This window comes from Dyadobacter bucti (assembly GCF_005869225.1).
Taxonomy (GTDB): Bacteria; Bacteroidota; Bacteroidia; order Cytophagales; family Spirosomataceae; genus Dyadobacter; species Dyadobacter bucti.
Window position 1 is genome coordinate 901,357 of record NZ_SWFP01000002.1, and the last position, 24,406, is coordinate 925,762.

Annotated in this window: 20 protein-coding genes; 3 read left to right on the forward strand and 17 right to left on the reverse strand. The window is 49.0% G+C overall.

What is annotated here, in order from left to right:
• Positions 1 to 158 precede the first annotated feature (158 nt).
• A complete protein-coding gene (locus FBF61_RS08650; protein WP_138476797.1) occupies positions 159 to 2,003 on the forward strand; it encodes a heparinase II/III domain-containing protein in 1,845 nt (614 codons plus the stop codon).
• A 4-nt stretch (positions 2,004 to 2,007) separates the two neighbouring features.
• On the opposite strand, the gene FBF61_RS08655 is transcribed toward FBF61_RS08650, so the two are convergent.
• On the reverse strand, positions 2,008 to 2,988 hold the full coding sequence (locus FBF61_RS08655; protein ID WP_138476798.1) for a GlxA family transcriptional regulator: 981 nt from the start codon (positions 2,986 to 2,988) through the stop codon (positions 2,008 to 2,010).
• A gap of 271 nt (positions 2,989 to 3,259) precedes the next feature.
• Here FBF61_RS08655 and vapB point away from each other — a divergent pair, with 271 nt between their 5' ends.
• Both vapB and FBF61_RS08665 read left to right on the forward strand, forming a co-directional pair.
• The gene (vapB, locus tag FBF61_RS08660; protein WP_229214967.1) at positions 3,260 to 3,475 is read left to right on the forward strand and encodes a type II toxin-antitoxin system VapB family antitoxin; all 216 of its coding nucleotides are present in this window, start codon (positions 3,260 to 3,262) and stop codon (positions 3,473 to 3,475) included.
• Entirely contained in the window at positions 3,475 to 3,864 is a 390-nt protein-coding gene (locus FBF61_RS08665) for a type II toxin-antitoxin system VapC family toxin (RefSeq protein WP_205748245.1), read from the forward strand. Before vapB ends, FBF61_RS08665 begins: the two co-directional genes overlap by 1 nt.
• 29 nt (positions 3,865 to 3,893) lie before the next feature.
• Here the strand turns inward: FBF61_RS08665 and FBF61_RS08670 are convergent, their stop codons facing one another.
• The 16 genes from FBF61_RS08670 to cobN form a co-directional block, all read right to left on the reverse strand.
• Positions 3,894 to 5,132 (reverse strand): MFS transporter, encoded by a 1,239-nt coding sequence (locus FBF61_RS08670; protein ID WP_138476800.1) that lies wholly within the window; start codon positions 5,130 to 5,132, stop codon positions 3,894 to 3,896.
• Positions 5,133 to 5,210: 78 nt separating this feature from the next.
• Entirely contained in the window at positions 5,211 to 6,071 is an 861-nt protein-coding gene (locus tag FBF61_RS08675; RefSeq protein WP_138476801.1) for a phosphoenolpyruvate hydrolase family protein, read from the reverse strand.
• 114 nt (positions 6,072 to 6,185) lie between these two features.
• Complete coding sequence (locus FBF61_RS08680; RefSeq protein ID WP_138476802.1) at positions 6,186 to 7,415, reverse strand: Tm-1-like ATP-binding domain-containing protein; 1,230 nt, start codon at positions 7,413 to 7,415, stop codon at positions 6,186 to 6,188.
• A gap of 11 nt (positions 7,416 to 7,426) precedes the next feature.
• Positions 7,427 to 8,407 carry a metallophosphoesterase family protein gene (locus FBF61_RS08685; protein WP_138476803.1) on the reverse strand — a complete coding sequence of 327 codons (981 nt, stop codon included), beginning with the start codon at positions 8,405 to 8,407 and terminating at the stop codon, positions 7,427 to 7,429.
• Between the two features lie 87 nt (positions 8,408 to 8,494).
• On the reverse strand, positions 8,495 to 9,016 hold the full coding sequence (gene cobC, locus FBF61_RS08690; RefSeq protein ID WP_138476804.1) for an alpha-ribazole phosphatase: 522 nt from the start codon (positions 9,014 to 9,016) through the stop codon (positions 8,495 to 8,497).
• Positions 9,001 to 9,792: an adenosylcobinamide-GDP ribazoletransferase gene (locus tag FBF61_RS08695; RefSeq protein ID WP_138476805.1), complete on the reverse strand. Its 792-nt coding sequence runs from the start codon at positions 9,790 to 9,792 to the stop codon at positions 9,001 to 9,003. Before FBF61_RS08695 ends, cobC begins: the two co-directional genes overlap by 16 nt.
• On the reverse strand, positions 9,789 to 10,808 hold the full coding sequence (cobT, locus tag FBF61_RS08700; protein ID WP_138476806.1) for a nicotinate-nucleotide--dimethylbenzimidazole phosphoribosyltransferase: 1,020 nt from the start codon (positions 10,806 to 10,808) through the stop codon (positions 9,789 to 9,791). The genes FBF61_RS08695 and cobT overlap by 4 nt, the downstream gene beginning before the upstream one ends.
• Positions 10,809 to 10,835: 27 nt before the next feature.
• Positions 10,836 to 11,339: a bifunctional adenosylcobinamide kinase/adenosylcobinamide-phosphate guanylyltransferase gene (locus FBF61_RS08705; RefSeq protein WP_138476807.1), complete on the reverse strand. Its 504-nt coding sequence runs from the start codon at positions 11,337 to 11,339 to the stop codon at positions 10,836 to 10,838.
• Positions 11,340 to 11,918, reverse strand: a complete 579-nt coding sequence (locus FBF61_RS08710) for a cob(I)yrinic acid a,c-diamide adenosyltransferase (protein WP_138476808.1) — start codon at positions 11,916 to 11,918, stop codon at positions 11,340 to 11,342.
• Between the two features lie 187 nt (positions 11,919 to 12,105).
• Positions 12,106 to 13,293 (reverse strand): ABC transporter substrate-binding protein, encoded by a 1,188-nt coding sequence (locus tag FBF61_RS08715; protein ID WP_138476809.1) that lies wholly within the window; start codon positions 13,291 to 13,293, stop codon positions 12,106 to 12,108.
• A complete protein-coding gene (locus FBF61_RS08720) occupies positions 13,290 to 13,820 on the reverse strand; it encodes an AAA family ATPase (protein WP_138476810.1) in 531 nt (176 codons plus the stop codon). The genes FBF61_RS08715 and FBF61_RS08720 overlap by 4 nt, the downstream gene beginning before the upstream one ends.
• Entirely contained in the window at positions 13,821 to 14,759 is a 939-nt protein-coding gene (gene cbiB, locus FBF61_RS08725) for an adenosylcobinamide-phosphate synthase CbiB (protein WP_138476811.1), read from the reverse strand.
• On the reverse strand, positions 14,738 to 15,760 hold the full coding sequence (locus tag FBF61_RS08730) for a pyridoxal phosphate-dependent aminotransferase (RefSeq protein WP_138476812.1): 1,023 nt from the start codon (positions 15,758 to 15,760) through the stop codon (positions 14,738 to 14,740). The genes cbiB and FBF61_RS08730 overlap by 22 nt, the downstream gene beginning before the upstream one ends.
• Before the next feature lie 9 nt (positions 15,761 to 15,769).
• On the reverse strand, positions 15,770 to 17,236 hold the full coding sequence (locus FBF61_RS08735; RefSeq protein WP_229214968.1) for a cobyric acid synthase: 1,467 nt from the start codon (positions 17,234 to 17,236) through the stop codon (positions 15,770 to 15,772).
• 78 nt (positions 17,237 to 17,314) lie between these two features.
• Positions 17,315 to 19,357, reverse strand: a complete 2,043-nt coding sequence (locus FBF61_RS08740; protein WP_229214969.1) for a magnesium chelatase subunit D family protein — start codon at positions 19,355 to 19,357, stop codon at positions 17,315 to 17,317.
• 634 nt (positions 19,358 to 19,991) lie between these two features.
• Positions 19,992 to 24,287, reverse strand: a complete 4,296-nt coding sequence (cobN, locus tag FBF61_RS08745; protein WP_138476814.1) for a cobaltochelatase subunit CobN — start codon at positions 24,285 to 24,287, stop codon at positions 19,992 to 19,994.
• Between the last annotated feature and the right edge of the window lie 119 nt (positions 24,288 to 24,406).

Here is a 24,406-nt window from a genome sequence, read left to right on the forward strand (position 1 = left end):
AATTTAGCAAAATGTTCTGATATAGAAAAAAGTCTACATGAAATCAAATATTTCGTAAATATACTTCTAGTATACACCAGTTGCATCATAGGCTTACCTTAAACAATGAATAGGATTTTGTGAGACTGTGCTTTTAATGTCAAATCCATTTTCTTGAAATGAAAAATATCCTGATCCTGCTGGCGTGCTTTGTTGCTTTTTCAGCATCCGCACAACTGGCGCAGAAAGCACATCCTCGTTTACTTTTGCTAAAAGGAGAAGAGCAGGCACTATTGGCGCAAGTGAAAAAACACAAAGAATGGGCAGGTATCCACTCGGAAATATTGGGGGAATGTGATAAAATTATTGTTTTGCCTCCTGTGGAAAGGATCAAGATCGGCAGGCGTTTGCTGGACAAATCCCGTGAATGTCTCAGGCGTGTCTTTATGCTGTCGTACGCGTACCGGACTACCCAAAAAAAGAAATATCTGAACAGAGCTGAAAAGGAGTTACTGGCGGTAGCCGCATTTGAAGACTGGAACCCTACCCATTTTCTGGATGTGGCCGAAATGACCATGGCAGTTGCCATAGGTTACGACTGGCTTTTCGACCAACTCTCTCATGACAGCAGAAAGACTATCCGTGAAGCAATTATCCGAAAAGGCATCGAGCCTTCTCTTGACAAAAAATACAATGCTTTTCTCAACGCCGAAAACAACTGGAACCAGGTCTGCAACGCCGGGATTTCCTTTGGCGCGCTGGCCATTGCAGAAGACGAGCCGGAATTATCTAACCAGATGATGTTGAGGGCGGTATCGAGTATCTGGAAATCACTGCCCGCCTATCAGCCCGACGGCGCTTACCCCGAGGGATTCGGTTATTGGGATTACGGAACCAGTTTCAATGTACTCTTTGTCAGCGCCCTTGAAAAAGCGCTGGGTTCAGATTTTGGTTTATCGAAATCTCCGGGTTTTCTGCAAACCGGAGGTTTTGTCGCAAATCTCGTCGGTCCTACCGGTTTGGCACATAACTGGGGTGACAGCGGTCTCCGGGAGGATTTGAACCCGGCACTGTTCTGGTTTGCGGAAAAAACAAAGACCCCTTCCTTGCTTTGGGCTCAAAAAAAGCTGCTCGAAAATCATGGCGACGAGGTGGTCCGGAACCGGATATTACCCGCTTTGCTGATATGGGGTGCCAATACCGATTTGGACGCGATCAAACCACCTGCTAAGAAATTCTGGATGGGCCAGGGCACTTCGCCGGTCGCGCTTATGCGGACCTCCTGGACCGACCCGGCTGCTATTTTCGTAGGCGTAAAGGCAGGTTCACCTTCTGTTAATCACGCGCACATGGATGCGGGTTCCTTTGTGCTGGATGCCGTGGGCGAAAGATGGGCGATGGATTTTGGTATGCAGAATTATAATTCACTGGAAGCAAAAGGCGTGGATCTCTGGAACCGTTCGCAGAATTCTCAGCGTTGGAACGTTTTCCGACTTAACAATATGGCGCATAACACTTTAACATTCAATAACCAGCTGGTCAATGTAAAAGGTTATTCCAAAATTGACGCGTGGTCTGATGATCCCGCACAGCTTGCCGCAGTGACTGATCTGTCTGAAATGTACGAGGGGCAGGTTACCGCTGTAAAAAGAGGTATCGCCATTGTGGATGAAAAATATGTGGTGATACGCGACGAAGTAAAAACATCGGGAACAGCTGCGACCATGCGATGGAATTTGCTAACCCAGGCGGAGGTAAGGATTTTGGATGGTAAGACCGTGGAACTATCTCAAAACGGCAAAAAAATACTGCTGGTTTTTGACACAAAAGCTAAGATAGAAATCAAAACCTGGCCCACCGACCCACCCCACGACTACGATGCCCCTAACCCCGATACGCGTTTTATAGGTTTTGAAACGATCATCCCGGCGGATTCCGAACAGAGCTTTAACGCTTATTTCACAACCTCGCCGGCTATTCCTGCCCCGAAGCCACTGTCTAAATGGCAGCTGAAATCAAAGTAAGTATTTATGCCAGCGCCTCCTTGTTGTATTTCCCACGGTACTCCAATGGCGACATGCCGGTAATTTTCCGGAATACTTCCCGGAATGCTTTCACATCCGAATAACCCACTTCATACATCACTTCATTGATTGTTTTGCGACTGGTTTCGAAGGCTTTTTTGGCAGATTCAATTTTTACTCTTTGTGCATATTCAACAGGCGTGTTTCCGGTTGCTTTGATAAATCTCCTGTCAAAATTTCTCCTGCCGACCGAGAATCGGGAAGACAGATGTTCCACTGATATTTTTTCGTACGGCTTGCTTTCAATATATGCCTGGGCTTCCCTGACCATTTCGTCCCCGTGCAGCTTCTGGCCTTTGAATATTGTAAATGCCGACTGGCTATGCCTGTCCATTTCAATCTGAAAAACTTTGGAACAAAAAACCGCTGCCTGCCGGTCGTAATACTTTTCAATCAGGTAAAGTACCAGATTCAGGAAAGAATATGCCCCCCCATTAGTGTAGATCCCGTTTTCATCCGTGATCAGCTTATCGGTCTGCAGATTCACTTTCGGGAACATGTTCCGGAAATTATCTGCCACAGCCCAGTGCGTAGAGCAGGTTTTGCCATCCAGCAATCCCGACGATGCCAGCATAAACGCGCCGGTACAGATACTCGCTATTTCAGCCCCGTTTCTGTATTGTTTGGCAATCCAGCCGATCAGCAGCTCATTGTCCTCGACGGCCTTTTGGTAATTGTGGTTCAGCGAAGGAATAATGATGAGGTTGGTTTTGACAATGCCCGAGATATGGGTGTGCGGCTTCACTGAGAACAGGCCGTCGTAGAATTCCACTTCTTTTGAAATTCCGGCGAGCTGGATTGTAAACAACTCATTTCTCCCGGTTTCTTTCCAGTATGCATTAGCCCTTGTAAAAATCTTATACGCACCGACTATACTGCTCAGGTTGTTCTCTCCGTCGGGGACTATTATAGTGAGATGTTTCATTATTTTTTTAGACAAAGATAAAAACCTGCATTGTCCAAATCAACCCGTTAGAATGTATGATTTCCACCTCAAACCGGAGGGCTGTTTGAAATACCATCAACGCAAGCTGAATTTATTTCCAGATCGTGAAACAAACACCGGGTGCAGTATTGATATATATGGTTCCAGGCACAGGTAACTTCACGAAAATAACCAACCCGGCAATTTTTTGCTTTGTCGTTCTGTTTATTATATATTGATGACTTAAAGAAACGATTTATTTTTTAATGACATGGAGATGAACAACTTGCTGCTATATTCGAAACTTGAGACATTGCCTGAGCATATGAAAGCTGAGGTAGTGGACTTTGTAGATTTGTTGATCAAAAAGACTGTCGGCAATGAAAAGGATGACAAGCCCAAACCAAAATTTGGAAGCGGGAAAGGCACGTTCAAAATGGCTCCCGACTTTGATGCCCCTCTTGAAGATTTCAAAGAGTATATGTAATGAAGATAAACCATTTACTTGATACGCACACATTAATCTGGTTTATCGAAGGCGATGAAAACTTATCCGATATTGCCCGAAAATCAATCGAAAGAAGGAAGATCACAAACTATGTCAGTATTGCCAGCCTCTGGGAAATAGCTATTAAAATAAATATCGGGAGATTGGAAATAAAAGTTCCATTTCATCAGATCCGCGAAAAAATCTTCGAAAACGGATTTCAGATACTTCCCATCTCCTTTGAAGATACCCTGATCATTTCTTCACTTCCTCTTTTTCACCGCGATCCGTTTGACAGGATTATCATAGCACAGGCAATGGCAAACAACCTGACAATAATATCCAGAGATGAACATTTAAGAGCATATGATATCAAACAGGTATGGTAGGTGATTGAAATAGCCGCCCAACCTGTCCGTCAAAAAACAATCCGCTTGGTAGAATCGATCCTCAGCCAGAGCGTTGCCCCGAAGATGAGCAGTATCGCTAAAAGGATCACAGGCGCATGATAGTTGTTGCCAAATGCAGTGACCAGATAACCAAACCCGACGGTATTAATGGTGCTGCCCATCAGACCGGCCGTATTCATTGCACCGGTAATAGCCCCGGAGTTTTTGCCGCCAATATCCATCGCCGTTGACCAGCAGGCCGGAATTGTAAAATCCATCAGCCCCAGCCCTGCAGACAGCAGAATCGTAGCAAAAGCATTGTCGGCAACAAAAACGGAAATCAGCATAAATATGCCGGAAAGCCCGAGGCCTGTCAGCGCAACCAGCGCGCGGCCCCATCTCGGACCAATCTTCCTGACCAGAAAATCACAGACGTAACCACCCGACAGGCAGCCTATTGCTCCCAAAACAAATGAGAATGAGGTTATAAAAGACATATCCTGATCGTTCAGCCCTCGCCCTTTCTGCAGGTACGTCGGCAGCCAGCCCTGGAAGAAAAATGCACCGGACGCATAGCAGAAATACATTGCCATGAGCAGGAGTAAATTGGTATCCCTGAAAATCCTCCACGAAAACTTCTGATGACCTTCGGGCAGGTTTCTGCGCATCAGAATATCGGTAAGCTCACTCTGGGAAATGCCTTTCATTTCGGAAGGCTCCTCCCGAAACCAGTATTTCCAGAATATCACCCAGATGATACCCAGCGCGCCCAAAAACAGAAAAGTGGCCCGCCAGCCAAAATGCGTCTGGATCGGGATCACGAGAAAAGGCGTCAATGCGCCTCCTACCCTGCTGGCCGACCATATCCAGGCCTGCCCGCGCGCGCGTTCGATGGCAGGAAACCATTTGGCCAGTACAATTGAAGAATTGGGATATGCCCCTGCCTCGCCCATACCGAACAAAAAACGGGTAATGAGCAGCATACCGAAACCGGTTGCGAAACCGGTCAAGACGGTGAAAGCGGACCACCAGAGTACGACACGGATCAGCACTTTTTTTGCGCCAAGCCGGTCGCCCATCAGCCCGGTCGGGATTTCGAAGCCGCCATAAGCGAGGGCGAATATGCCGAGTATCCACCCAAGCTGCTCCTTGCTCAAACCCAAGTCTGTCATGATCCTGGGACTGGCAACACTGATGGCAACACGGTCGAGAAAAGTAATTACGGAAAGAAGAGAAAGCGCAAAAAGTACCTGGTAACGTTTTTTCATGAAAACTGACGGGAGAAATTAACTTCCAAGGTAAAGGATATTATTATCCCTAATTACTCCTGCGTTTTCTCATGACCGTTATCTCAGGGTAAGCGATTTGAAATCCCGTGTCAGATTGGTTAGCGATTCCTCTACCCCCATACGTTCGAGAGAAGATGCCCCCACAAAACCGTGAACATCCGTTTTTTCCAAAATAATACGGACATCGTCCGGCGTATTCACCGGACCGCCGTGGGCCAGGAAGAAAATATCCGGGTTCACGGCCTTTCCCGCGTCCATGATTTTTTGTGTTGTTTCAATCGCGTAGTCCATGCTCACAGACGCATTCACCACACCGACCGACCCGCCGACGGTGGTACCCACGTGGGCGATGATCGCATCCGCACCCACATCGGCCATCTGACGAGCTTCCTCGGGCGTGGCCACATATACGATGGAAAACAGATCCATTTTTGAAGCCAGCCGGATCATTTCCACCTCTTTGGCGAAACCCATGCCCGTTTCCTCCAGTACCTGTCTGAAATGCCCGTCCACAATAGAATGTGTCGGGAAATTATTTACTCCGGAAAAGCCCATTTCTTTCACTTTCAGCAAATGGTGCCACATTCTGCGCCGGGGATCGGATCCATGCACCCCGCAGATCACCGGGATTTCTTCTACCACCGGCAGCACTTCAAACTCTCCGATCTCCATCGCTACCGCATTGGCGTCACCGTAAGCCATCAACCCGGCCGTGGACCCGTGGCCCGACATCCTGAACCTGCCTGAGTTATAAATGATGATCAGGTCTGCCCCGCCTTTTTCTATGAATTTGGCGCTGATACCAGTGCCGGCACCGGCCGCAATGATGGCTTTTTTCTGATCCACTGTTGTACGGAGCCGCGCGCGTACTTCTTCTTTGGTGTAAGGATTACCCTTACCGGTCCACGGATTTGGCATAGTTTTGAAAATTTGTAAATACTAAAAATTGCCGCCCGAAATCGATGTGATCCGGTTTGCAAGAAAACTTCAAAGTTAATGACGTATTGATTATCCTCTAATTTTATAAAGGAATTATGGGTTTTGGCGCAGCATCGCCAGCAGGTTCCCGACCAGCAGTTCTGCAAACGCAGGATCATTGATATGCAGGTCGCAATCGATGACCTTTATGTTTTCGCCCGCATATTTTTTGATAGAATCAAATAAAGCCAGGTCGCTTTCCTGATCATAAAATATATCTCCCGCTTTGTCAATCTGGGAAATGCCCTGATTGGGCAACATGACCGTCACCGGCGATTGGGCATGAGTCAATTTTTGCATGAGCTCTTCGCCCAATACTTCATTTTCCTCTACATTGGTCCGCATCAAAGTAACATCAGGAGCCCAGCTGTATAATTTTCTGTCCTTATACCGCACAGGAACAGTATCCAGATGCCCGAAATTGACCATATCCAGACAGCCCGGCACCACGATCTGCGGAATGCCTTTTTCGGTTGCAGCCGTCACGCGGGCCGGGCCGGCGCTGCAAATTCCCTCGCAGAGGTTATCAGCCAGTTCGGTAGTTGTAATATCGAGTACCGCTTCAAAGCAGCCCTCTAAGATCAGCGCTTCCATCGCTTTTCCGCCCACACCATTGGCATGAAACGCCAGTACCTCATAGCCCTGCTTTTTAAGCAGTTCCGTGCATCGGTCGACGCAGGGCGTGGTGTTACCGAACATACTGATCGCGATATTTCCCCGGGGTGAAAGCCCCGAAAGTTCTGCCGCGCCAGCCATGGCACAGATAGCGACAGCTGCCTGTTTTACAAGCACTTTCAAAATGCTGTTCAGCCCCGCTACATCCACCACAGACGGCATCAAAGTAATATCCTTGTGTCCGATTTGCCTCGTAAGGTCTTTGGTAGCCAGCGTGGAAAGACAGAGTTTGGGAATCCCGAACGGAATTTCCTGCATGGCTGAAAGGGTAATGTAAGTACCGCCCCCGCCGCCCATCCCGATCGCGCCTTTGATACGCCCGCTTTCGACCAGCTTGCGGGCGATCCCGGCTGCGCCCGCTCCCATCACATCCATCGCGTATCCGCGGTCCTTTTTGTCCCGCAGCTCCGCTATCGAATGCCCTGCTTCCCGTGCAACCTCGCCCGATTCGAAATCCACCGGAAAATCGGCTGTGGTGCCCAGCACACCGGTATTGATGGTAATAACCTGCTCACCCTGCGCCAGAATACATTGCCTCAGATAAGCAAAAGCTTCATTTTTTGTATCAAAACAACCTAGTATCAATATAGCTTTTCCGTCGGAAACCATAGGATATTCATTCAGGATTCAGGTAAAAATTCAATATCCATAAAAGCGCCGGTTGCGTTTGCATCCGTCACAAACAAAGGGATACCATTGATCACATCCAGCGATTGTTTATGCGTATGTCCTGAAAACACACCCAAGACATTCGCCGCCGAAAATACTTCGTTGTGAAAAGTCATGGTAGTTTCGGTATGACCTGCTTTCGGCCATCGGGGCCTGCGTTCAAGTTCGAAGTTCCGGTCAGCTTCCCATCCCCACTGCGGGTGACCGCATCCAAATCCAACAGACCGGCCCGGCGCATAAAGCGGTATATGGACGAAAAGTACCAGCGGTTTGCCGGTTTTCACCTGCTCCCTGAAAAAAGTGAGCTGCTCGGGCAAAATTTCGTAAATGGAGTTATCCAACGTCACAAATCTGATCCCGCTGATCTCCTTCACCGTCATGAGCGGATGCCCGCCCTGGTACAAAGGTTTCAGTCGCTGGTCCGCCCACTGGCTGCGGAGATTGACCAGACTTCCCTCCATACCTTCATAATGCCAGTCGTGATTTCCTGCTGCATATTGATAAGGTACCCCTGCTTCGGAAAGCTTTTGGGTAACCCAGTCGATTGCAGCTTCAGACGGAAAACTGAACAGATCGCCCGGCAATGCCAGCAAATCCACCTTGGAATCCTGGGCCAGACGCGTCATTTTTTCAAAAGACTCGTTTGGGTTGGTCGGCTGGCCGGTCTGGAAATGTTTGGTCTGGTTATAAGCTTTCGCCATCCGTCCGCTGTACTGCGTAAATGGCACGCCGCGCTGATCGTCCATCCACAAATGCGTATCCGAAACCAGCAGCACTTTTACAGGTTTGGTAAAATCAGGCGAATAAATTTTGACCCTGTTCTGATCGAGTGAAAATCTGCTGCGCTGAATTCCTCCGGGAACAGTCCCGTTTTCTGCACCCAATGCTACTGTGCCGGTTACAGTTGTCTGAATAAAATCCCTTCTGTTCATTTGTTTTTCGATATGGAAATGTCAAACATACCTTAAAAAACACTTTTTGATATGAATATACCATTAAGCTTTAAAAAGGATACCCGGCTATAAACTGATCCTGTTAACATCCCCATATTTTACCTCGATCCTGAAAAAATCTTCCAGAGGTGATTTTCGATACAAAGTCAGCAACATCCTGATCACACCCGCGTGGGTTACAACCGCGATTTTTTGATGATCTTTTTGTCTCAGATCTTCCCAGAATTCCGCAACCCGCTTTTTCAGGTCCAGCATACTTTCACCTCCCGGCACACAGACATTCACAAAATCATCCATCCATATCTGCAATGCACCCTGATCGACCGTATCCCAGGTTTTGCCCTCCCAGTCACCGAAATGCAGTTCGGTAAGCCGTGAATCTGTGATAAATTTATCGTCAATTTCTTTCGCTAAAATGGTACAACGCGTCGCCGGGCTTGAATAAACAACATCGAAATTTTCGGGCAGTTTTGTTTTAATCAGTTCCAATTCTTCATTAAATTCCGACGTTAACGGCACGTCCAGCCGACCGTAAATAAGGCCCGGCGTGAGTTCCGGCGTGGTATGGCGGATCAGATAAATTTCCATAATACCACCAGAAAAAAGTAAAACCCGATTTCGCAAACCTGCTGGATCGCGCCCAGGCAGTCGCCGGTATACCCGCCTATCCATTTGGTAAAATACCGGTTCATCAGCCAGGTAATCAGCAAAAGAAAACCTGTCGACAGTAGCAGTAAGGGTGTTTTAAGGATTGTTGTAAATAAAATAAGCGGGATGATCGCAAAAATCGCTGCGATCGCCAAAGTTCCGGCGGTCACGTTTTGCGCCACCGGTTTTGACTTGCTGTCGTCCGTATCCCGCGCATAAGGCTGGCTGTAAATCACGATCGGGGGCATGAACCGGCTGAGTGCGTGGGCACAGATCATGAATAAAACAATTTGAATTGGCGCATGTTCAGCGAAAACCACAAGCGCTTGTAACAAATAGAATTTCAAAGTCAGCATGCAGACCAGACCGACCACTCCGTAGGTCCCGATCCGGCTGTCTTTCATGATCAGCAGGATTTTTTCTCTCGTCCAGCCGCCGCCAAAACCATCGCAGGCATCCGCGAAACCATCTTCATGCAAAGCCCCGGTAGTTAATATCGAAGCGATCACTGAACATATTATTGCGATTGAATCACTCGCCAGATAGGAAACTGCCAAATACACCGCCGCAGAAACGAGGCCGACCAGCCAGCCTATCAGCGGTAAAAACCGGGTAGCGGAACTTAGGTTTTCAGGCTTGAAAGCGACCGACTTAGGAATAGGAATGCGGGTATAAAACTGCAGGGCGGCAAAGAAGAGATCAAGCTGGTTTTTCATACTGACTTACTGCTTACACCGGCACTTTCGAAACTGGCCATTTCATTCAAAAACGCTGCGGCACTTTGTAAAATTGGATACGCGACCGCACAGCCCGTCCCCTCGCCCAGCCGCATACCAAGGCTCAAAACAGGTTCGGCATTCAGTTTTTCGAGTAAAAGCCGGTGTCCTTTTTCATCCGACTGATGGCAAAAAACAGCATTGTTTTTCAACTCCGGCTTCATCTGAAATGCACACAAATATGCTACCGAGGCGATAAAACCATCCACCAGCAAAAGCATATCCTGCGCCCCTGCTTCCATCATGGCACCGCACATCATTGCGATCTCAAACCCGCCGAATGTTCGTAAAACTCCTTTGGGTGTGTTATTTACATTTTCATGAAAATCAATGGCCGCTTGCAGTAACGCAGTTTTTTTGTCGAGCTGCGCATCATCCAGGCCGGTACCTTTTCCGACACATGCTTCAATAGGCAAACCGAGCAATTTGCTCATGATTACCGCCGCAGCCGACGTGTTGCCAATTCCCATTTCGCCGAAACCAATCACATTGCAGCCCGATTTCCGCACCTGCCTTACCAATTCCGCTCCCTTTTCGAGACATTGCTCAAATTCTGCCTGCGTCATGGCGGGACTTTCCAGAAAGTTTTTTGTACCAAAACCTACTTTTGCGTTGACCAGTTTTTCATGGTTTACAAATTCAAAATCCACGCCTGCGTCTACAACCTTCAATGCAATTCCATGCTGTTTGGTAAAGACATTGATCGCCGCACCTCCATGCAGAAAATTCAACACCATTTGAGCCGTAACTTCTGACGGATAAGCACTTACACCTTGCGCAGCAATACCGTGGCTGCCTGCAAAAACAATAATATGCGGTGCAACCAGTTCCGGCGTCAGCGTTTTCTGAACCGAGGCAATCTGGAAAGCCAGTTTTTCCAGCATGCCCAGCGCGCCCAGAGGCTTGGTCTTCGTGTCTATTTTCTCCTGAATCAGGTTTTTGAAATCTTTTTGCATACTATATTTTTGCTTGTGACCTGATCATTATTTTAAAGACATCGGCAGTCCGGAAACCATAAATATGGCCTTCTCCGCTTTGGAAGCCACATATTGATTAGCCCAGCCCTGCAGGTCCGTGAATTTCCGTCCGAGTTCGGTTTCCGCGTGCACACCCATTCCTATTTCATTTGAAATGATAATAAAAGTACCCGCCAGGCCATCAATTGCATCGATTTCGGCTTTGAAGGCATCCAGCGTTTTCTCCGTATCCTCCTCAAAACGCACAAAAAGGTTGGTGAGCCAGAGGGTGACACAATCAATGACAGCGATGCGGTTTTCCAACGGCAGCAAATGAATGTTGTGCTCCTTTTCCAGCACCGACCATTCCGGCCCGCGGTCCGCTTTGTGAAGCTCCACGCGTTTTGCAAAATTTTCATCCCAAATCCTGGCCGTAGCCACATAAACCGGGTTTTCGCTCAATTGCAATGCCATTTGCTGGGCATACCTGCTCTTGCCGCTCCGTGCACCGCCGCTTATATATATGATCATTTATTCAGCCGTTTTGAAACGTTTATACAAAAACAGCTGCCATTTTTCCTCAGCCACGCCCGCCTTGTCCATCTCTGCCCGCGCGAGGGTGAAAAACAGATCCGAAAGGCGGTTGATATAGGCCGGAATTGCCTCGTGCACTTCATCCGTTTTGATGAGCGACACCAATCGCCTTTCTCCGCGACGCATTTGTGTCCGGGCCACGTGGCAAAGGGCAGAAACTTCGTTGCCGCCCGGCAGTAAAAAATAGTCCGACGGAGACGTCATAGCTCCTTCCAGCGCATCGATCCATATTTCACAAAACTCCGCCCCGTCCACCGGCATCGGGTTTTTGTTTTCTTTTTTGGCATCCGACGGTCTGGCCAGATGCGACATCATATCCATCAGATCCTTTTGGATTTTGTGCAGATTCGGCTGCCATTCATGGTCGGCACCGAGCTTCACGCGCAGTAAACCAATGGTAGAATTCGCTTCGTCCAGCGTCCCGATACACTCGATCCGCACATCATCTTTGGAAACCCGGCTCCCGCCGAATAATCCCGTTGTTCCTTTGTCTCCTTTTTTGGTGTAGATCTTCATTTTTTTACGCTGTTGGCTGTTAGCTGTTGGCTATCAGCTTTTTTAATTTTATTTATTTAATTATCGGGTATTAGCTTTTTGCGTGTCGTTTGGTGTTAGCTGTGGAGATTTTGGGTGTTCGGTTATTAGCTTTCATAGATATATTACGAAAGTGAATAGTTATCGAACAAATCCAAAAAACCAAAAGCTAATAGCTAACAGCCAACAGCTTCTTGTAATAAACCAGCTCCCACTTCGGCAGCAGCTCGGGGTGCAGGATCTTGATCAGATCGGCCAGTACGTCCTGCGGGTTTACAGCGCCGGATTCCCAGTAATCGTTTGCGCCCTGGGTGTTGAAACGTTTGTTGTAACCGTAAATCTGACCATTTTTAAATGCTTTGAAATCGGCATAACGCACGTCTCTTGCCAGGATTTCCTGCTTTGTTTCAATATTTCCAATACTCACATTGATCCAGAAATCGGCCTCCAGTGCAACCGGATAAACGGCTTCAAAACTAAGCGGCAAACTGCCCGTGGCTTTGGTATCTGCCCAATGGTATGCGCCGCCTGCATCTTTTAAAAACTGGCACACATAAGAGTTGCCATTGGGCACAAACCAGGCATCCCGCGAATTCATACCCGTGATCAGGCGGGGTTTTGCAGTCGCTTTTCTGCCCATATCTGCCAGCCGGTTATATTCCTTTTCCACTTTTTCGAATTTCGCATTCACCTCTGCCTCCTTGTTGAGCAGCGCACCAAGCAATTTCACCCACTCGGCCCGGGCAAGGGGCGTGGTTTCCACCCATTCTGAATTGATCAGCACCGGGATCCCGGCTGCGTTCAGGGAAGCGTAGCGGCTCATTTTGGAAACCGGACTACCCGTCGCCATGATCAGATCTGGCTTCATCGTAACCAGCAGCTCTTCATTTAAACCCTGATCCTTACCCACCTCCACAATTTTCCCCGATCTGATGCGGTCGATCACCCTTTGTGACGAAACATACATCAGATTTCCCAAACCCGTGAGTACGTCCTCCGCTTCCAGAAAACCAACCAGACCAATGTGCAGGGACGACATCGCCACCAGGCTACGCACCGGAATTTCGATCACCTGACTCGCCGGATACCCCTTGGGCCTGGGTGTACCCCGCTGCACAAGCAGGTACGTCATGGTATCCGTATTTTTTTCAAAAGGGCTTAGTATTCTGACGATTTTGAAGTTTTTGTGGTAATCGATTGTAAATCCTTTCGCGTGGTTTATCCTGATTTTCCCCGAAAAAGAATCGTTACCGCCCCGCCTGATTTCATTTTTTTCATACAGGGAAGAAGAGCTGCTGCACCCGGCCAACAGTCCCAGCATGACAAGTACAGCAATAGTATTTTGTTTCAAACTCATTGACAAACAGCTTTGGTAATAAACTCAACTCTTTGCTCCACCGTAGCGCGGGGCAGCTCGATAACCCGGTAACCTTCACCCGTATACACTTCATAAATAGACTGATACAGACGAAAAGATTCTTCAAATGTCTGCCAGCGTTCGTCATCGTTGACATAAATATCCTCCCAGGGCGGCGCGATAAAAACTGTGGAGGCATACCTGCACTGCTCCGAAGCCTGATAAAACAATGGATCAATTTGCAGCCCACCGGCTTTCAGATAAGCCAGAATATCGGGAATGCCCCGGTCAAAAAAAGTAACTGCATGTGTGCCGGCCGAACGGAAATTGGCTACCATTTTTGCAAGGCAAAGTCGCGCGAACGCGGCCAGATCTACCCATGGTAAGCAATTGCTTTCCAATGCAACCTGTTCCCTGATCAGTTCGCGTGATACTTCCGGCACAACCTCAAAACCCTTTTGTTTCAATGCTTCCAGCAACGTCGATTTGCCCGATCCGGGGCCACCGGTAATGATCATTCCAGGCATTTATAATTTTGTTAGATGTATCAAAAAACCACATAACAATACCATCACAAAACAGACGCTGTGATTGATCCGGCTCGTTTTTTCTATTTCAAAATCCTCAATTTCCCGCTCTGTTTCACCTATAAAAGGCTTTTGTACCAACATACCGTGGTAGACATTCGGCCCGCCGAACCTGCAATTCAGTATGCCCGCCAAAGCTGCCTCGGGGTAGCCCGCGTTCGGGCTTTTATGTTTGTTGCCAAATTTCACAGCAAACCTGAACCCTCTCACACTGCCCGTAACCAGGACCATCAAAAGCGCGGTAAGCCTTGCCGGGACCAGATTGGCGACATCATCCAGCCGGGCGGCGAATTTTCCGAAACATTCATACCGTTCATTTCTGTACCCGAGCATGGAATCCATCGTATTGATCATCTTGTAAGCCATCATACCGGGCACGCCGGCAATCAGGTAAAAAAACAATGGGGCAACCACCCCGTCGCTCAGGTTTTCGGACATTGTTTCCAGCACTGCGATCCTGATCTGCTGGGCGGAAAGCCGACTTGTATCCCGTCCCACAATCCTGGAAAGCTGCAACCTCCCCGCTTCCAGCCCGTTTGTTTTCAGTTTATCAAAAACTGCTTTTCCTTCCCGGATCAGCGTTTTATTGGCAAGTCCGTACCATACAAAAAGACTGTTGATCAATACATAAAGCCAGGGATAAGGCCGGATGATCCGATTCAGATAATGGAAAAAGAAATAAACCGCTGCTACCATCACAATCGCCAGAAACATTCCTTTCAGAAATCTGTGGGATCCTTTATTCAGCACCTTTTCACCTTTTGCGATCATATTACCAAACACCCGCACCGGATGCGGCCAATTGTCCGGATCTCCTAGCAAAAGATCCAATAAGTACCCTGCCAGCAGCGGAATGATCAGTAATACAGCTCTTTCCATTCTTCCAATGCATTGATTAACAAGCTATTTTTTCCCGGATTAAGTGTTGCCACGCGGAAATGCTGGCGGGTAAGGTTCCTGAAATTCCCCGCATCCCTGATCAGAATGCCGTGCTTATCCAGCAGGAATTGTTTCAGTTGGCCGGCGTTTCTGACCAATGTTTTACATAGAAAAAAATGGGTAGCGCTATCTTCGGTAACAATGGCATCATTGGATTGCAGCTGTCTGACAAGATCATTTTTATCCAAAAGTATCTGTGCAACAGGCAGTTGAATTTGTTCATATTGATCAAAAATGAATTCCCCCGCCGCCTGCGCAAGGGTATTGACCGTCCAGGGCTGCCTGATCGCCATGAGCTCCCGTATCAGATCCTCCTGCGCAACGACATAACCCAGCCGTAGACCGGGAATGGCGTAAGCTTTTGTTAGTGAGCGCAAAACGATTACATTTTTAAATTTTTCCAAAAGCGGGATTGCAGAATCTACGCCAATGGTGAAATCAATAAATGCCTCATCGATCACAAACAGACAACCGGGGCTGCGTTTGACCCAGAATACAAGATCAGCGAAAACCTTTCCGGTTGGGTTATTGGGGTTGCAAATAAACACCAGATCCGCTTGAAGCTGAGGCAATTCCATAGCTTCCGACCATGGCAAAAACCTGAGCTCATGCCCGAAAATATGGCAGGCATCTTCATACTCCGAAAAACTTGGTGTAAGGATAGTCGTTCTCCTGCCGGCGAAAAGCTGGGCGATGAGGTAAATGCTTTCGGTACTACCATTGTTGACCAGAATCTGTCCTTCTGAGACGCCATGGTGCGCAGCTATCTTCTTTGATAGACTCTCGGCCACCACTTCCGGATATTTGTTGACAGCGTTCCACTTTTTCCAAACGTAATCCTTCAAGCCTTCCGGCTCGCCCGCGTGCCATACATTGGTACTGAAGTCCGCTGCGATTTCTTTTCCGTGCATATAGCCGTCATCCCCGTGTCCGTGTAACATATCAATCATTCAATTACGTAAACTGCTGTAAATCTGATCCATATCCACATTGGCACGGATCAGGTGGGCCAGCTTGTTATATTGTTGTTCTTTAAATTCCTGAAAACTCATCCGATGTCCCGGCGCCTCCGAGGTATAGGGGGCTAACAGGTGATCGATCACATGGTCGTTGTCCAGGATACCATGGATGTATGTTCCCCAGGTTTTGTCACTGAGGTAATAACCGTCCTTTCTCCCGTCGCCCAGCAGCGCCACCGGGGATTCGGCACCAGAAACCTCGGTATCGCCCATGTGTATCTCATAACCTTTACCCGCCACATCACTTTTGAGGAAAGAGAATGAACATTGCAGCGTTGTCTTCTCTCTTTTCAGTACTGTACTTACCGGTAATATCCCAAGCCCTGGAATGCTTTCGATACTTCCTTCTACCTGAGACGGATCAGCGATTCCGGTACCAAGAATCTGGTACCCTCCGCAAATCCCTATCACCGTTTTACCAGCTTTATGTGCTTCCGTAATAGCTTTCGCGACGCCGTTATTTTTGATAGCGAGCATATCTTCAATCGTATTTTTGCTACCGGGAACAATCACAATGTCGGCCTTCGCGATTTCAGAAGGGTCGTGTGAGTAAAACAAATTGACCCTCGGATCATTTTCGAGCCGGTCAAAATCGGTAAAATTGGAAAGGCGCCGGAGCAGTACCACGGCTACATTAACCCTGCCTGTTACCGATTTCCGGTATTTGGAATCGAGCGAAACGGAGTCTTCCTGCTCGATATGGATATCTCGAAAATAAGGTAAAATCCCCACCACCGGCAGCTTCGTCAAGTCTTCCAGCATACGTTTGCCGTCTTCAAATAATCGCCCGTCGCCCCGGAATTTGTTGATGATAATACCTTTCATGCAGGCACGTTCTTCCTCGGTGAGCAGGGCAATGGTCCCGTAAATGCTGCCAAAAACCCCTCCTTTGTCAATGTCGCCGATCAGGTAGGTGGCAGCCCCGGCATGGGCTGCCATCCGCAAATTGGTTATGTCGCGGTGTTTCAGGTTCAGCTCTGAAATACTTCCCGCACCTTCCAGCACGATGGGCGAATATTTTGCCGCAAGCCGATCATATGTTTCCTTCACCGAGGCAAACAATTCCCGGCGGTCATTTGCCATAAAATACTCGTAAGCCGACTGGTTGCCAACAGGTTTTCCATTCAAAATCACCTGTGACGATTTATCACTGGTTGGTTTTAACAGAACGGGGTTCATGTCGGACTGGCATGAAATACCGGCTGCCTCCGCCTGTACGACCTGCGCCCGACCCATTTCCAAGCCGTCGGCCGTTACATAGCTGTTCAGCGACATATTCTGCGCCTTGAAAGGCGCGGGATGATATCCATCCTGTTTAAAAATCCGGCAAAACCCGGCGGTGATGACACTTTTCCCGACATCCGAACCGGTGCCGACGAACATAATTGGACGTAACATTTTGCTACCGATATTTGGCCCGGATGGGGCCTTTTTTGGTAGCTTTTTTTTGCTTTTGCGGTGATTTGTTTCTGCCATTTAACTGATTTTTGACCAGATGGTGTCGGTGATGCTACTGGCGGAAAATTCTTCCAGGGACAGGCATTCGGCTCCCAGCGCTGCCGCCAGCTCTGCTGCGCGTCCGAAGCGCAAATATCCCTTTTCGGTATCCAATACCAGCGACTGTATGCCAGAACCGGCTATGGCCGACGCCAGCTCTAAAGTATGCTGCCATGGATCGCCGCCTCCCGCCAGCGGGACATTAGCTTTTCCATCACTGAGCACAATCAACCACGGCTGGATCTGCTGACGGTTTGGATATTGTTTCAAAATCCGTTGTGCCAGTTGCATAGCATGTGCGAGGGGTGTACGGCCGCCTGTCGGCAGGTTTTCCATTGCGCTTTCCGCGAGGTCAATGCTCGATGTAGGTTCCAGCAGTATTTCAGCCTCCACACCCCGGAATGAAATCACACCGACCATGTCCCGCTTTTGATAAGCGTCTTTCAACAAACTCAACACACTTCCCTTCACAGCTTCCATTCTTTTCCCGGCGGCCATCGAGCCGGAAGCGTCCACCACAAAAAGGATCAGATGCCCGATTTTTCCACTTCTTATTTTTTGATGCAAATCGTCCTTTCTTATCAGGATATCATCAGGATTACGAAAAATGGCATGGGTTAATGTCTCTGTAATGGCTATATCTTTTGCTAACGAGTCCTTTTCGGCCCTGATTTGAAAGCCTTTGGGTGTGTTGACGGCTTTACTCCGGCGGCCATTGGCCCACTCGGAGGCTGAAACAGGCGATTCTGATTGGAGATTGGGTAGCTGCTGTCCTGGCGCGGCTGCGAATACTGAAGGGCTGGTGTCGGGTGTGCACGCTTCTTCTCCGTACTCCTGGGCCCCGGGATGAATCCCGGGGTTGGGGTCGCTGCCTTCGTCGGTTTCAGGCTTCTTTCCTTCGCTCGCTTCGGCCCCGGGATAAATCCCGGGGTTGGGGTCGCTGCCTTCGTCGGTTTCAGGCTTCTTTCCTTCACTCGCTTCGGCCCCGGGATGAATCCCGGGGTTGGGGTGGCTGCCTTCGTCGGTTTCAGGCTTCTTTCCTTCGCTCGCTTCGGCCCCGGGATGAATCCCGGGGTTGGGGGGCTGGGGGTGTCTGCCTCTGCGGTGAAGAAGTACCAGGCTTGCGGCTTGTTTGATGTCTTCGGCGTTGACTTTGGCTCTCCCGGACCACGCGGCGAGGGTGATGGCTGTTTTGTACATGACGATATCTGCCCGCAAACTCGCTACCGACCATTCGATGCATACCTGGCTGATCAGTGTGAGCAGACCATCCGGCATTTCAACCGACGGCAGCAATTGCTGCGCCCGGCGGATCTGGGTTGTCAATGCTTCCTGGGAAACATTCCATTTGTTATTAAAACCCACAGGATCGGCCTCAAAGGCCATTCTTCTGCGCACCACTTCGGTTCTTTCCTTTACATCTTGCTGTGCGCCTACTTCTACCATCAACCCAAACCTATCCAGAAACTGCGGCCGCAAATTTCCTTCTTCGGGGTTCATAGTCCCTATGAGCACAAACCTGGATGCATGACTTACAGACAGACCTTCGCGCTGCACGGTATTGATGCCGGAAGCCGATACGTCCAGCAAAATATCCACCAAGTGATCCGGCAAAAGGTTTACTTCATCGATGTACAAAATACCCCTGTGCGCTGCGGCAAGCAATCCGGGCTGCAATTTTTTCTTCTTTTCGGAAATAATCGCTTCCAGATCGAGACTTCCCAGCACCCGGTCTTCGGACGCGCCAAGGGGGAGGTCAACAAACGGCACGGCCATTTCTTCGGTTTCAAAATCCATCTCAGCAGGATTACTAACCAGAAATTCTCCGCCTGAAATGTTAAAAACCGAATCCTTCACCCGCTGAATAACCGGCATTACCTCCGACAAACCACGTGCCGCGGTACTTTTCGCCGTCCCTTTCTCGCCTTTGATCAAAACCCCGCCGATACCCGGATTCACCGCGCACAATAACAACGCCTGCTTCAACCGCTCCTGTCCTACAATTGCCGTAAATGGATACATTTTTACCGATATTTTGCCCCGCTGGGGCATCTTTTGTTGTTGTATTTAGCCCTGCGGGCATTTTGGGTTTTTTGACGGTGTATCTTTTTCCTCCGCTTCGCTCCTTTCCTCCTTCTTCCCTTTTCCCCCTTCTTCCCTTTCCTCCTTCAACACTTCCGGGTCTACCGATATTTTGCCCCGCTGGGGCATCTTTTGTTGTTGTATTTAGCCCTGCGGGCATTTTGGGTTTTTTGACGGTGTATCTTTTTCCTCCGATTCGCTCCTTTCCTCCTTCTTCCCTTTTCCCCCTTCTTCCCTTTCCTCCTTCAACACTTCCGGGGCTACCGATATTTTGCCCCGCTGGGGCATCTTTTGTTGTTGTATTTAGCCCTGCGGGCATTTTGGGTTTTTTGACGGTATATCTTTTTCCTCCGATTCGCTCCTTTCCTCCTTCTTCCCTTTCCTCCTTCAACACTTCCGGGGCTACCGATATTTTGCCCCGCTGGGGCATCTTTTGTTGTTGTATTTAGCCCTGCGGGCATTTTGGGTTTTTTGACGGTGTATCTTTTTCCTCCGCTTCGCTCCTTTCCCCTTCTTCCCTTTCCTCCTTCAACACTTTCTCCTTCTTCCCTTTCCTCCTTCTTCCCTTTCCCCCTCACCCCCCTCTCCCTTCCACCAACTCCTCACTTTTTAAATACAACTCTTTCAACCCTTCCAGCATTTGTGCCGATGGCTCGGCCCACATGCCTCGTTGTATTGCTTCCAGCAGCCTTTCCGAAATGGCGTGCAACGCCCAGGGGTTGCTTTCCTCAAAAAACTGCTGCATAGCAGGGTCCAACGCGTAAGTATCTGCTACTTTTTCGTACATCCAGTCGTCGACGACCCTGGCTGTGGCATCATAGCCGAACAGGTAATCTACTGTGGCCGTCAGTTCAAGCCCGCCTTTATATCCGTGCTTTTTAATGCTTTCGATCCACTTCGGATTTATTACCCGGGAACGGAAAACGCGGAGCGCTTCTTCCTTGAGATCGCGTACTACCGGATGCGCAGGATTTTGAGAATCGCCACAATAATGCTTTGGCTGATGTCCGGTGAGGTTTCTGATCGTAGCGATCATCCCACCGTGGAATTGCAGGTAATCGTCGCTGTCAAAGATATCGTGTTCGCGGTTATCCTGATTATGCAGGGCGATTTCAACCCCGGCAAGCTGATTTTTGAACTCATCCCGTGCGTCAATGCCCTGGGCATTTCTCGAATAGGCATATCCACCCCAGTTCACATAGGCTTGCGCAAAATCAGCATCTGAACGCCAGTTTTTTTCATCTATCAAAGGCAAGATCCCTGCACCGTAACTTCCCGGCGCGGCACCAAAAATCCGGTAACCCGCCCGTTCTTCGGCTTCTTCGGGCGAAAGCTCATTGTTTTTTTGAAGGTCGGACAAATCCTTCAGATAATGTTTACGGATAAAATTCCGATCGTCAGGTTCGTCCTGCGCAATTACCAGTTGCACGGCTTCGTCCATCAGATCGATCAAATGTGGAAAAGCATCCCTGAAAAATCCGCTGATACGCGTCGTGACATCGATACGCGGCCTGTTCAATTCTACCAAATCAATCACCTCAACACCTGTGATCCGGCGACTTTCTACCTGCCACAAAGGACGCACGCCCAGCAGCGCCAGTACTTCGGCCACATCATCCCCGTGTGTACGCATCGCACTCGTGCCCCATATACTGATCCCTACACTTTCAGGATACCGGCCTGTTTCTTTGAAATGGCGGTCCAATACTTCGCGGGCAAGCTGCTGGCCTACTTCCCAGGCCGCTTTGGAAGGCAGCACGCGGGGATCGACGGCGTAAAAATTCCTCCCTGTCGGCAAGATATGGGCCATCCCTCGCGTAGGCGCGCCACTGGGGCCAGCCGGAACGTAGCCGCCTGAAAGTCCATGCAGCAAGTTTGTGATTTCTTCATCTGTCCGCGCAAGATTTGGCACCAGTTCCCGGCAAACGAATTCCAAGATCTTTTTAACCCTGCTCAAAACAGCGTTATCCGGCGATATATCCAGCGTTTCAAAAATGACAGCGTCAATTGATTTTATATCAAAATGATATTTTTCTAAAAGCCGGAACAAATGATTGCTCAGCTCGTCGATCACTTCCAGGGCATCCGCACCGGTGATAACAGGCCTGCCGGCCAGGTTTTGAAAACGCGATGATACGTTCTGTATTTTTTCACCTTTTCTTGCCAAAACAATATCTATGTCCACCCCAAAAACCTCAGCCAATTCGGACTGTAAACCGGGAATATTGGCATTGGGAAGGCGTGTGAGCGATTGCAGCATATCAATCAAAGCCTGGTCAACCGGCATTTCGCCCAAGGTATGCAAGCCATTCCTGATTTGTGCCGCACCTAACTCGCAGAGATAACCATCAATATCTTCGATCAAATGCGCAATATCTTTTCCGTCCATTTCGGTCAGACTCACCGGCACGCCCTCGGGTGTCATGTCATCGTCCCAATCGTGCTTATGGTCACCGTGGTCCCTGCTTAACATGGCTGCCAGGTCGGCGTCGAGATTTGTCTGTTTAATCAGCTCCCAGATCTGCCTTTGCAATAGCGGTAACTTGGCGGGATCGAGACTTTCAACCTGGTAGTATTCGTCTACAAGTTGGGTGAGTTGCGCCAGCTCGCCATAACTATCCGCAGAAGTCATGGGTGGCGTGAGGTGATCGACGACCACTGCATGCGCGCGCCGCTTCGCCTGAGAGCCCTCGCCCGGATCGTTGATAATAAAAGGATAAAACAGCGGCATATCGCCCAGCAATGCATCAGGAAAGCAATTTTCAGATAATCCAACCCCTTTGCCGGGAAGCCATTCCAGTGTGCCGTGCTTACCAACGTGTACGATGGCGTCTGCCGCCCATTCATCCCGCAGCCAGCGGTACAGTGCGTGATAATGGTGCGTCGGGGGCAAGTCGGGCTGATGATAAATTGCGTCCGGATCCATGCCGTAGCCGCGTGGCGGTTGCAGGGCTACAAATGCATTGCCCAGATCAAGACCGGCCAGCGCGATATGCCCGTCGTGCACATAAGTTTCGCCCGGTGGCGGTCCCCATTGTTTTGTGATTTTGTGCTGGATCTGCTGAGGCAATTCTTCAAACCAGCTTTTGTACTGATCCGCCGATACACGTCCCGCCGCATTGGCAAGCTGAGCGGGCGTGAGATAATTCTCGTCATAAGAACATCTGTCTATCAGACTATGGATCAATTCATTGCCTGACACAGGAAGGTTTTTGATCCGGTAACCTTCGGCCTGCATGGCATGAAGAATATTCATCAGCGAAGCAGGCGCGTCAAGTCCCACCGCATTACCTACCTGAGAAGCTTTGGTGTTGGAATTGGTAAAAATGAACGCGATTTTCTTTTCTGAGTTTGTTAAGTGCTTCAATCTCGCAAGACGGAGCGCAAGTCCGGTTACCCTTTCAATCCGGTTTCCGAGTGGTTCATAACCCTTTGTTTCCCTGCCTTTTTCTTTAAAAGATATCGGAACAGTAATAATTCTTCCGTCAAACTCCGGGATAGCCACATTCATTGCTGTGTCCAGCGGGTTCAGCCCCCTCGCCGACGATTCCCACGGCCCTCGGCTCATACCGCTGGTGATCGCCTGCAAGATCGGAACATCCAAACCGGTGAGCGACTGCACGGATTTGCTGACTGACCCGACCGCTGTATATGTGGGCTGTAAGTCGGTCATAGCAAACGAAATGGTATTGATCAAAACATCCACACGCACAGGAGCCTTAAAAAACTGAAAGGAAAATGGCTTACCGGTTTCCGGGTCGACGGATTTGAGAGAGGATGTAAAAACAGGCAACACATTCAATTCCTGTTCTTCCAGCGAGCGGATCATTGCGTCTACAAAACCAGTATTGCCGCTAATCCAGTGGGCACGATAGAAGGTAATACCAATAGTTGGGCGGCGCGGGTTATGGTATTTCAGCCAGTCGGTAACTTCTGCATTTTCGGGCAGATCCGGGTGATAAATTCCGTGCTCAGGAAGTGCAACGGCCGGTTCCGCTCCAAATCCCGTCATCAGCAAATGATCCGACAAATAAAATAACATAGATGTCAGGTTATTGTAGCCCCCAGCCTGCAGATAGTTCAGCGTTTCCTGTAAAATATTTGGAGGTACTGTTGAAACAGCGGCAAATTCAGGATTGAGCTCACCGGTACCGCTTACCACAATAAGATGCTGTCCCCGCTGTTTTGCCAGATTCACCAGTTCATTAAAGCCGGGTATACTGCTTAGCCGGCCGTGGATCCTCACGACGACAATTTTGGCTTCCGCAATCTCCCGTTCCAGCAATTGCGCCATCTGCTCCTCGCTTTTGATTCCCGTCAGACTCATGCCCAATGTCTTTGGAAAATCCTCCGGCAATATTTCCATAGCCCTGTTAAGCGCCAGCAGATCGGTGTCGGCGTGGGTCATGAAGACGATGCCTTCTGTCGGCAATGCAGTTTGCCCCGAAACCGTGGCATTTTCTGAACCTTTCCAGGTATAAAATTGAAATACATATTCGGCCAGATCGGCGGGCGGCACCAGGTACCTGTCGGCCTTGACCATGCTTTCGATATAATCAAAAATTGCGATGATCTGCCAATCGTTGTTGATCGAATGAAACCAGACCGAATGCCCGTCAAACAACAAAGTAACCACATTAGCAAGCGTGCACGGGCCCAGGCAACCGCCTTTGGTCATGTGTACGGTATTACGAAGCTTACGCCTGAGCCACTCGCTTTTGTAAAGCTCAACCGGAATGGCCGCGTAGCCCCTGTCCACCCGGCCGCAGCAGCAAGCATTGTAACAGTAGGACAAATGCCCCCTGCGCTGCACCAGGTTGATCGATTTGCCGTCTGATCGGGTAACTCGTTGGCGTTTAGGGTTATTCATTTTTTATATTAAATGGTGGTCATTTATTGTCACTTTTGGTCATAGATGGTCATTTGTAGTCATTGCTAGTCAAATGTTAGTTATTGAGGTGGCATTTTTTTCTGTCAGTAACAATCCAT

Bases quoted from the DNA above. Each gene is read 5' to 3' on its own strand.
- FBF61_RS08685 (WP_138476803.1), bottom strand. From the start codon at position 8,407: ATGAACAGAAGGGATTTTATTCAGACAACTGTAACCGGCACAGTAGCA.
- FBF61_RS08740 (WP_229214969.1), bottom strand. From the start codon at position 19,357: ATGTATCCATTTACGGCAATTGTAGGACAGGAGCGGTTGAAGCAGGCG.
- FBF61_RS08705 (WP_138476807.1), bottom strand. From the start codon at position 11,339: ATGATCATATATATAAGCGGCGGTGCACGGAGCGGCAAGAGCAGGTAT.
- cobN (WP_138476814.1), bottom strand. From the start codon at position 24,287: ATGAATAACCCTAAACGCCAACGAGTTACCCGATCAGACGGCAAATCG.
- FBF61_RS08675 (WP_138476801.1), bottom strand. From the start codon at position 6,071: ATGCCAAATCCGTGGACCGGTAAGGGTAATCCTTACACCAAAGAAGAA.
- FBF61_RS08730 (WP_138476812.1), bottom strand. From the start codon at position 15,760: ATGTTACACGGACACGGGGATGACGGCTATATGCACGGAAAAGAAATC.
- FBF61_RS08735 (WP_229214968.1), bottom strand. From the start codon at position 17,236: ATGTTACGTCCAATTATGTTCGTCGGCACCGGTTCGGATGTCGGGAAA.
- cbiB (WP_138476811.1), bottom strand. From the start codon at position 14,759: ATGGAAAGAGCTGTATTACTGATCATTCCGCTGCTGGCAGGGTACTTA.
- FBF61_RS08650 (WP_138476797.1), top strand. From the start codon at position 159: ATGAAAAATATCCTGATCCTGCTGGCGTGCTTTGTTGCTTTTTCAGCA.
- FBF61_RS08665 (WP_205748245.1), top strand. From the start codon at position 3,475: ATGAAGATAAACCATTTACTTGATACGCACACATTAATCTGGTTTATC.
- cobT (WP_138476806.1), bottom strand. From the start codon at position 10,808: ATGCAAAAAGATTTCAAAAACCTGATTCAGGAGAAAATAGACACGAAG.
- FBF61_RS08670 (WP_138476800.1), bottom strand. From the start codon at position 5,132: ATGAAAAAACGTTACCAGGTACTTTTTGCGCTTTCTCTTCTTTCCGTA.
- vapB (WP_229214967.1), top strand. From the start codon at position 3,260: ATGGAGATGAACAACTTGCTGCTATATTCGAAACTTGAGACATTGCCT.
- FBF61_RS08680 (WP_138476802.1), bottom strand. From the start codon at position 7,415: ATGGTTTCCGACGGAAAAGCTATATTGATACTAGGTTGTTTTGATACA.
- cobC (WP_138476804.1), bottom strand. From the start codon at position 9,016: ATGGAAATTTATCTGATCCGCCATACCACGCCGGAACTCACGCCGGGC.
- FBF61_RS08720 (WP_138476810.1), bottom strand. From the start codon at position 13,820: ATGCCTGGAATGATCATTACCGGTGGCCCCGGATCGGGCAAATCGACG.
- FBF61_RS08710 (WP_138476808.1), bottom strand. From the start codon at position 11,918: ATGAAGATCTACACCAAAAAAGGAGACAAAGGAACAACGGGATTATTC.
- FBF61_RS08695 (WP_138476805.1), bottom strand. From the start codon at position 9,792: ATGAAAAACCAGCTTGATCTCTTCTTTGCCGCCCTGCAGTTTTATACC.
- FBF61_RS08655 (WP_138476798.1), bottom strand. From the start codon at position 2,988: ATGAAACATCTCACTATAATAGTCCCCGACGGAGAGAACAACCTGAGC.
- FBF61_RS08715 (WP_138476809.1), bottom strand. From the start codon at position 13,293: ATGAGTTTGAAACAAAATACTATTGCTGTACTTGTCATGCTGGGACTG.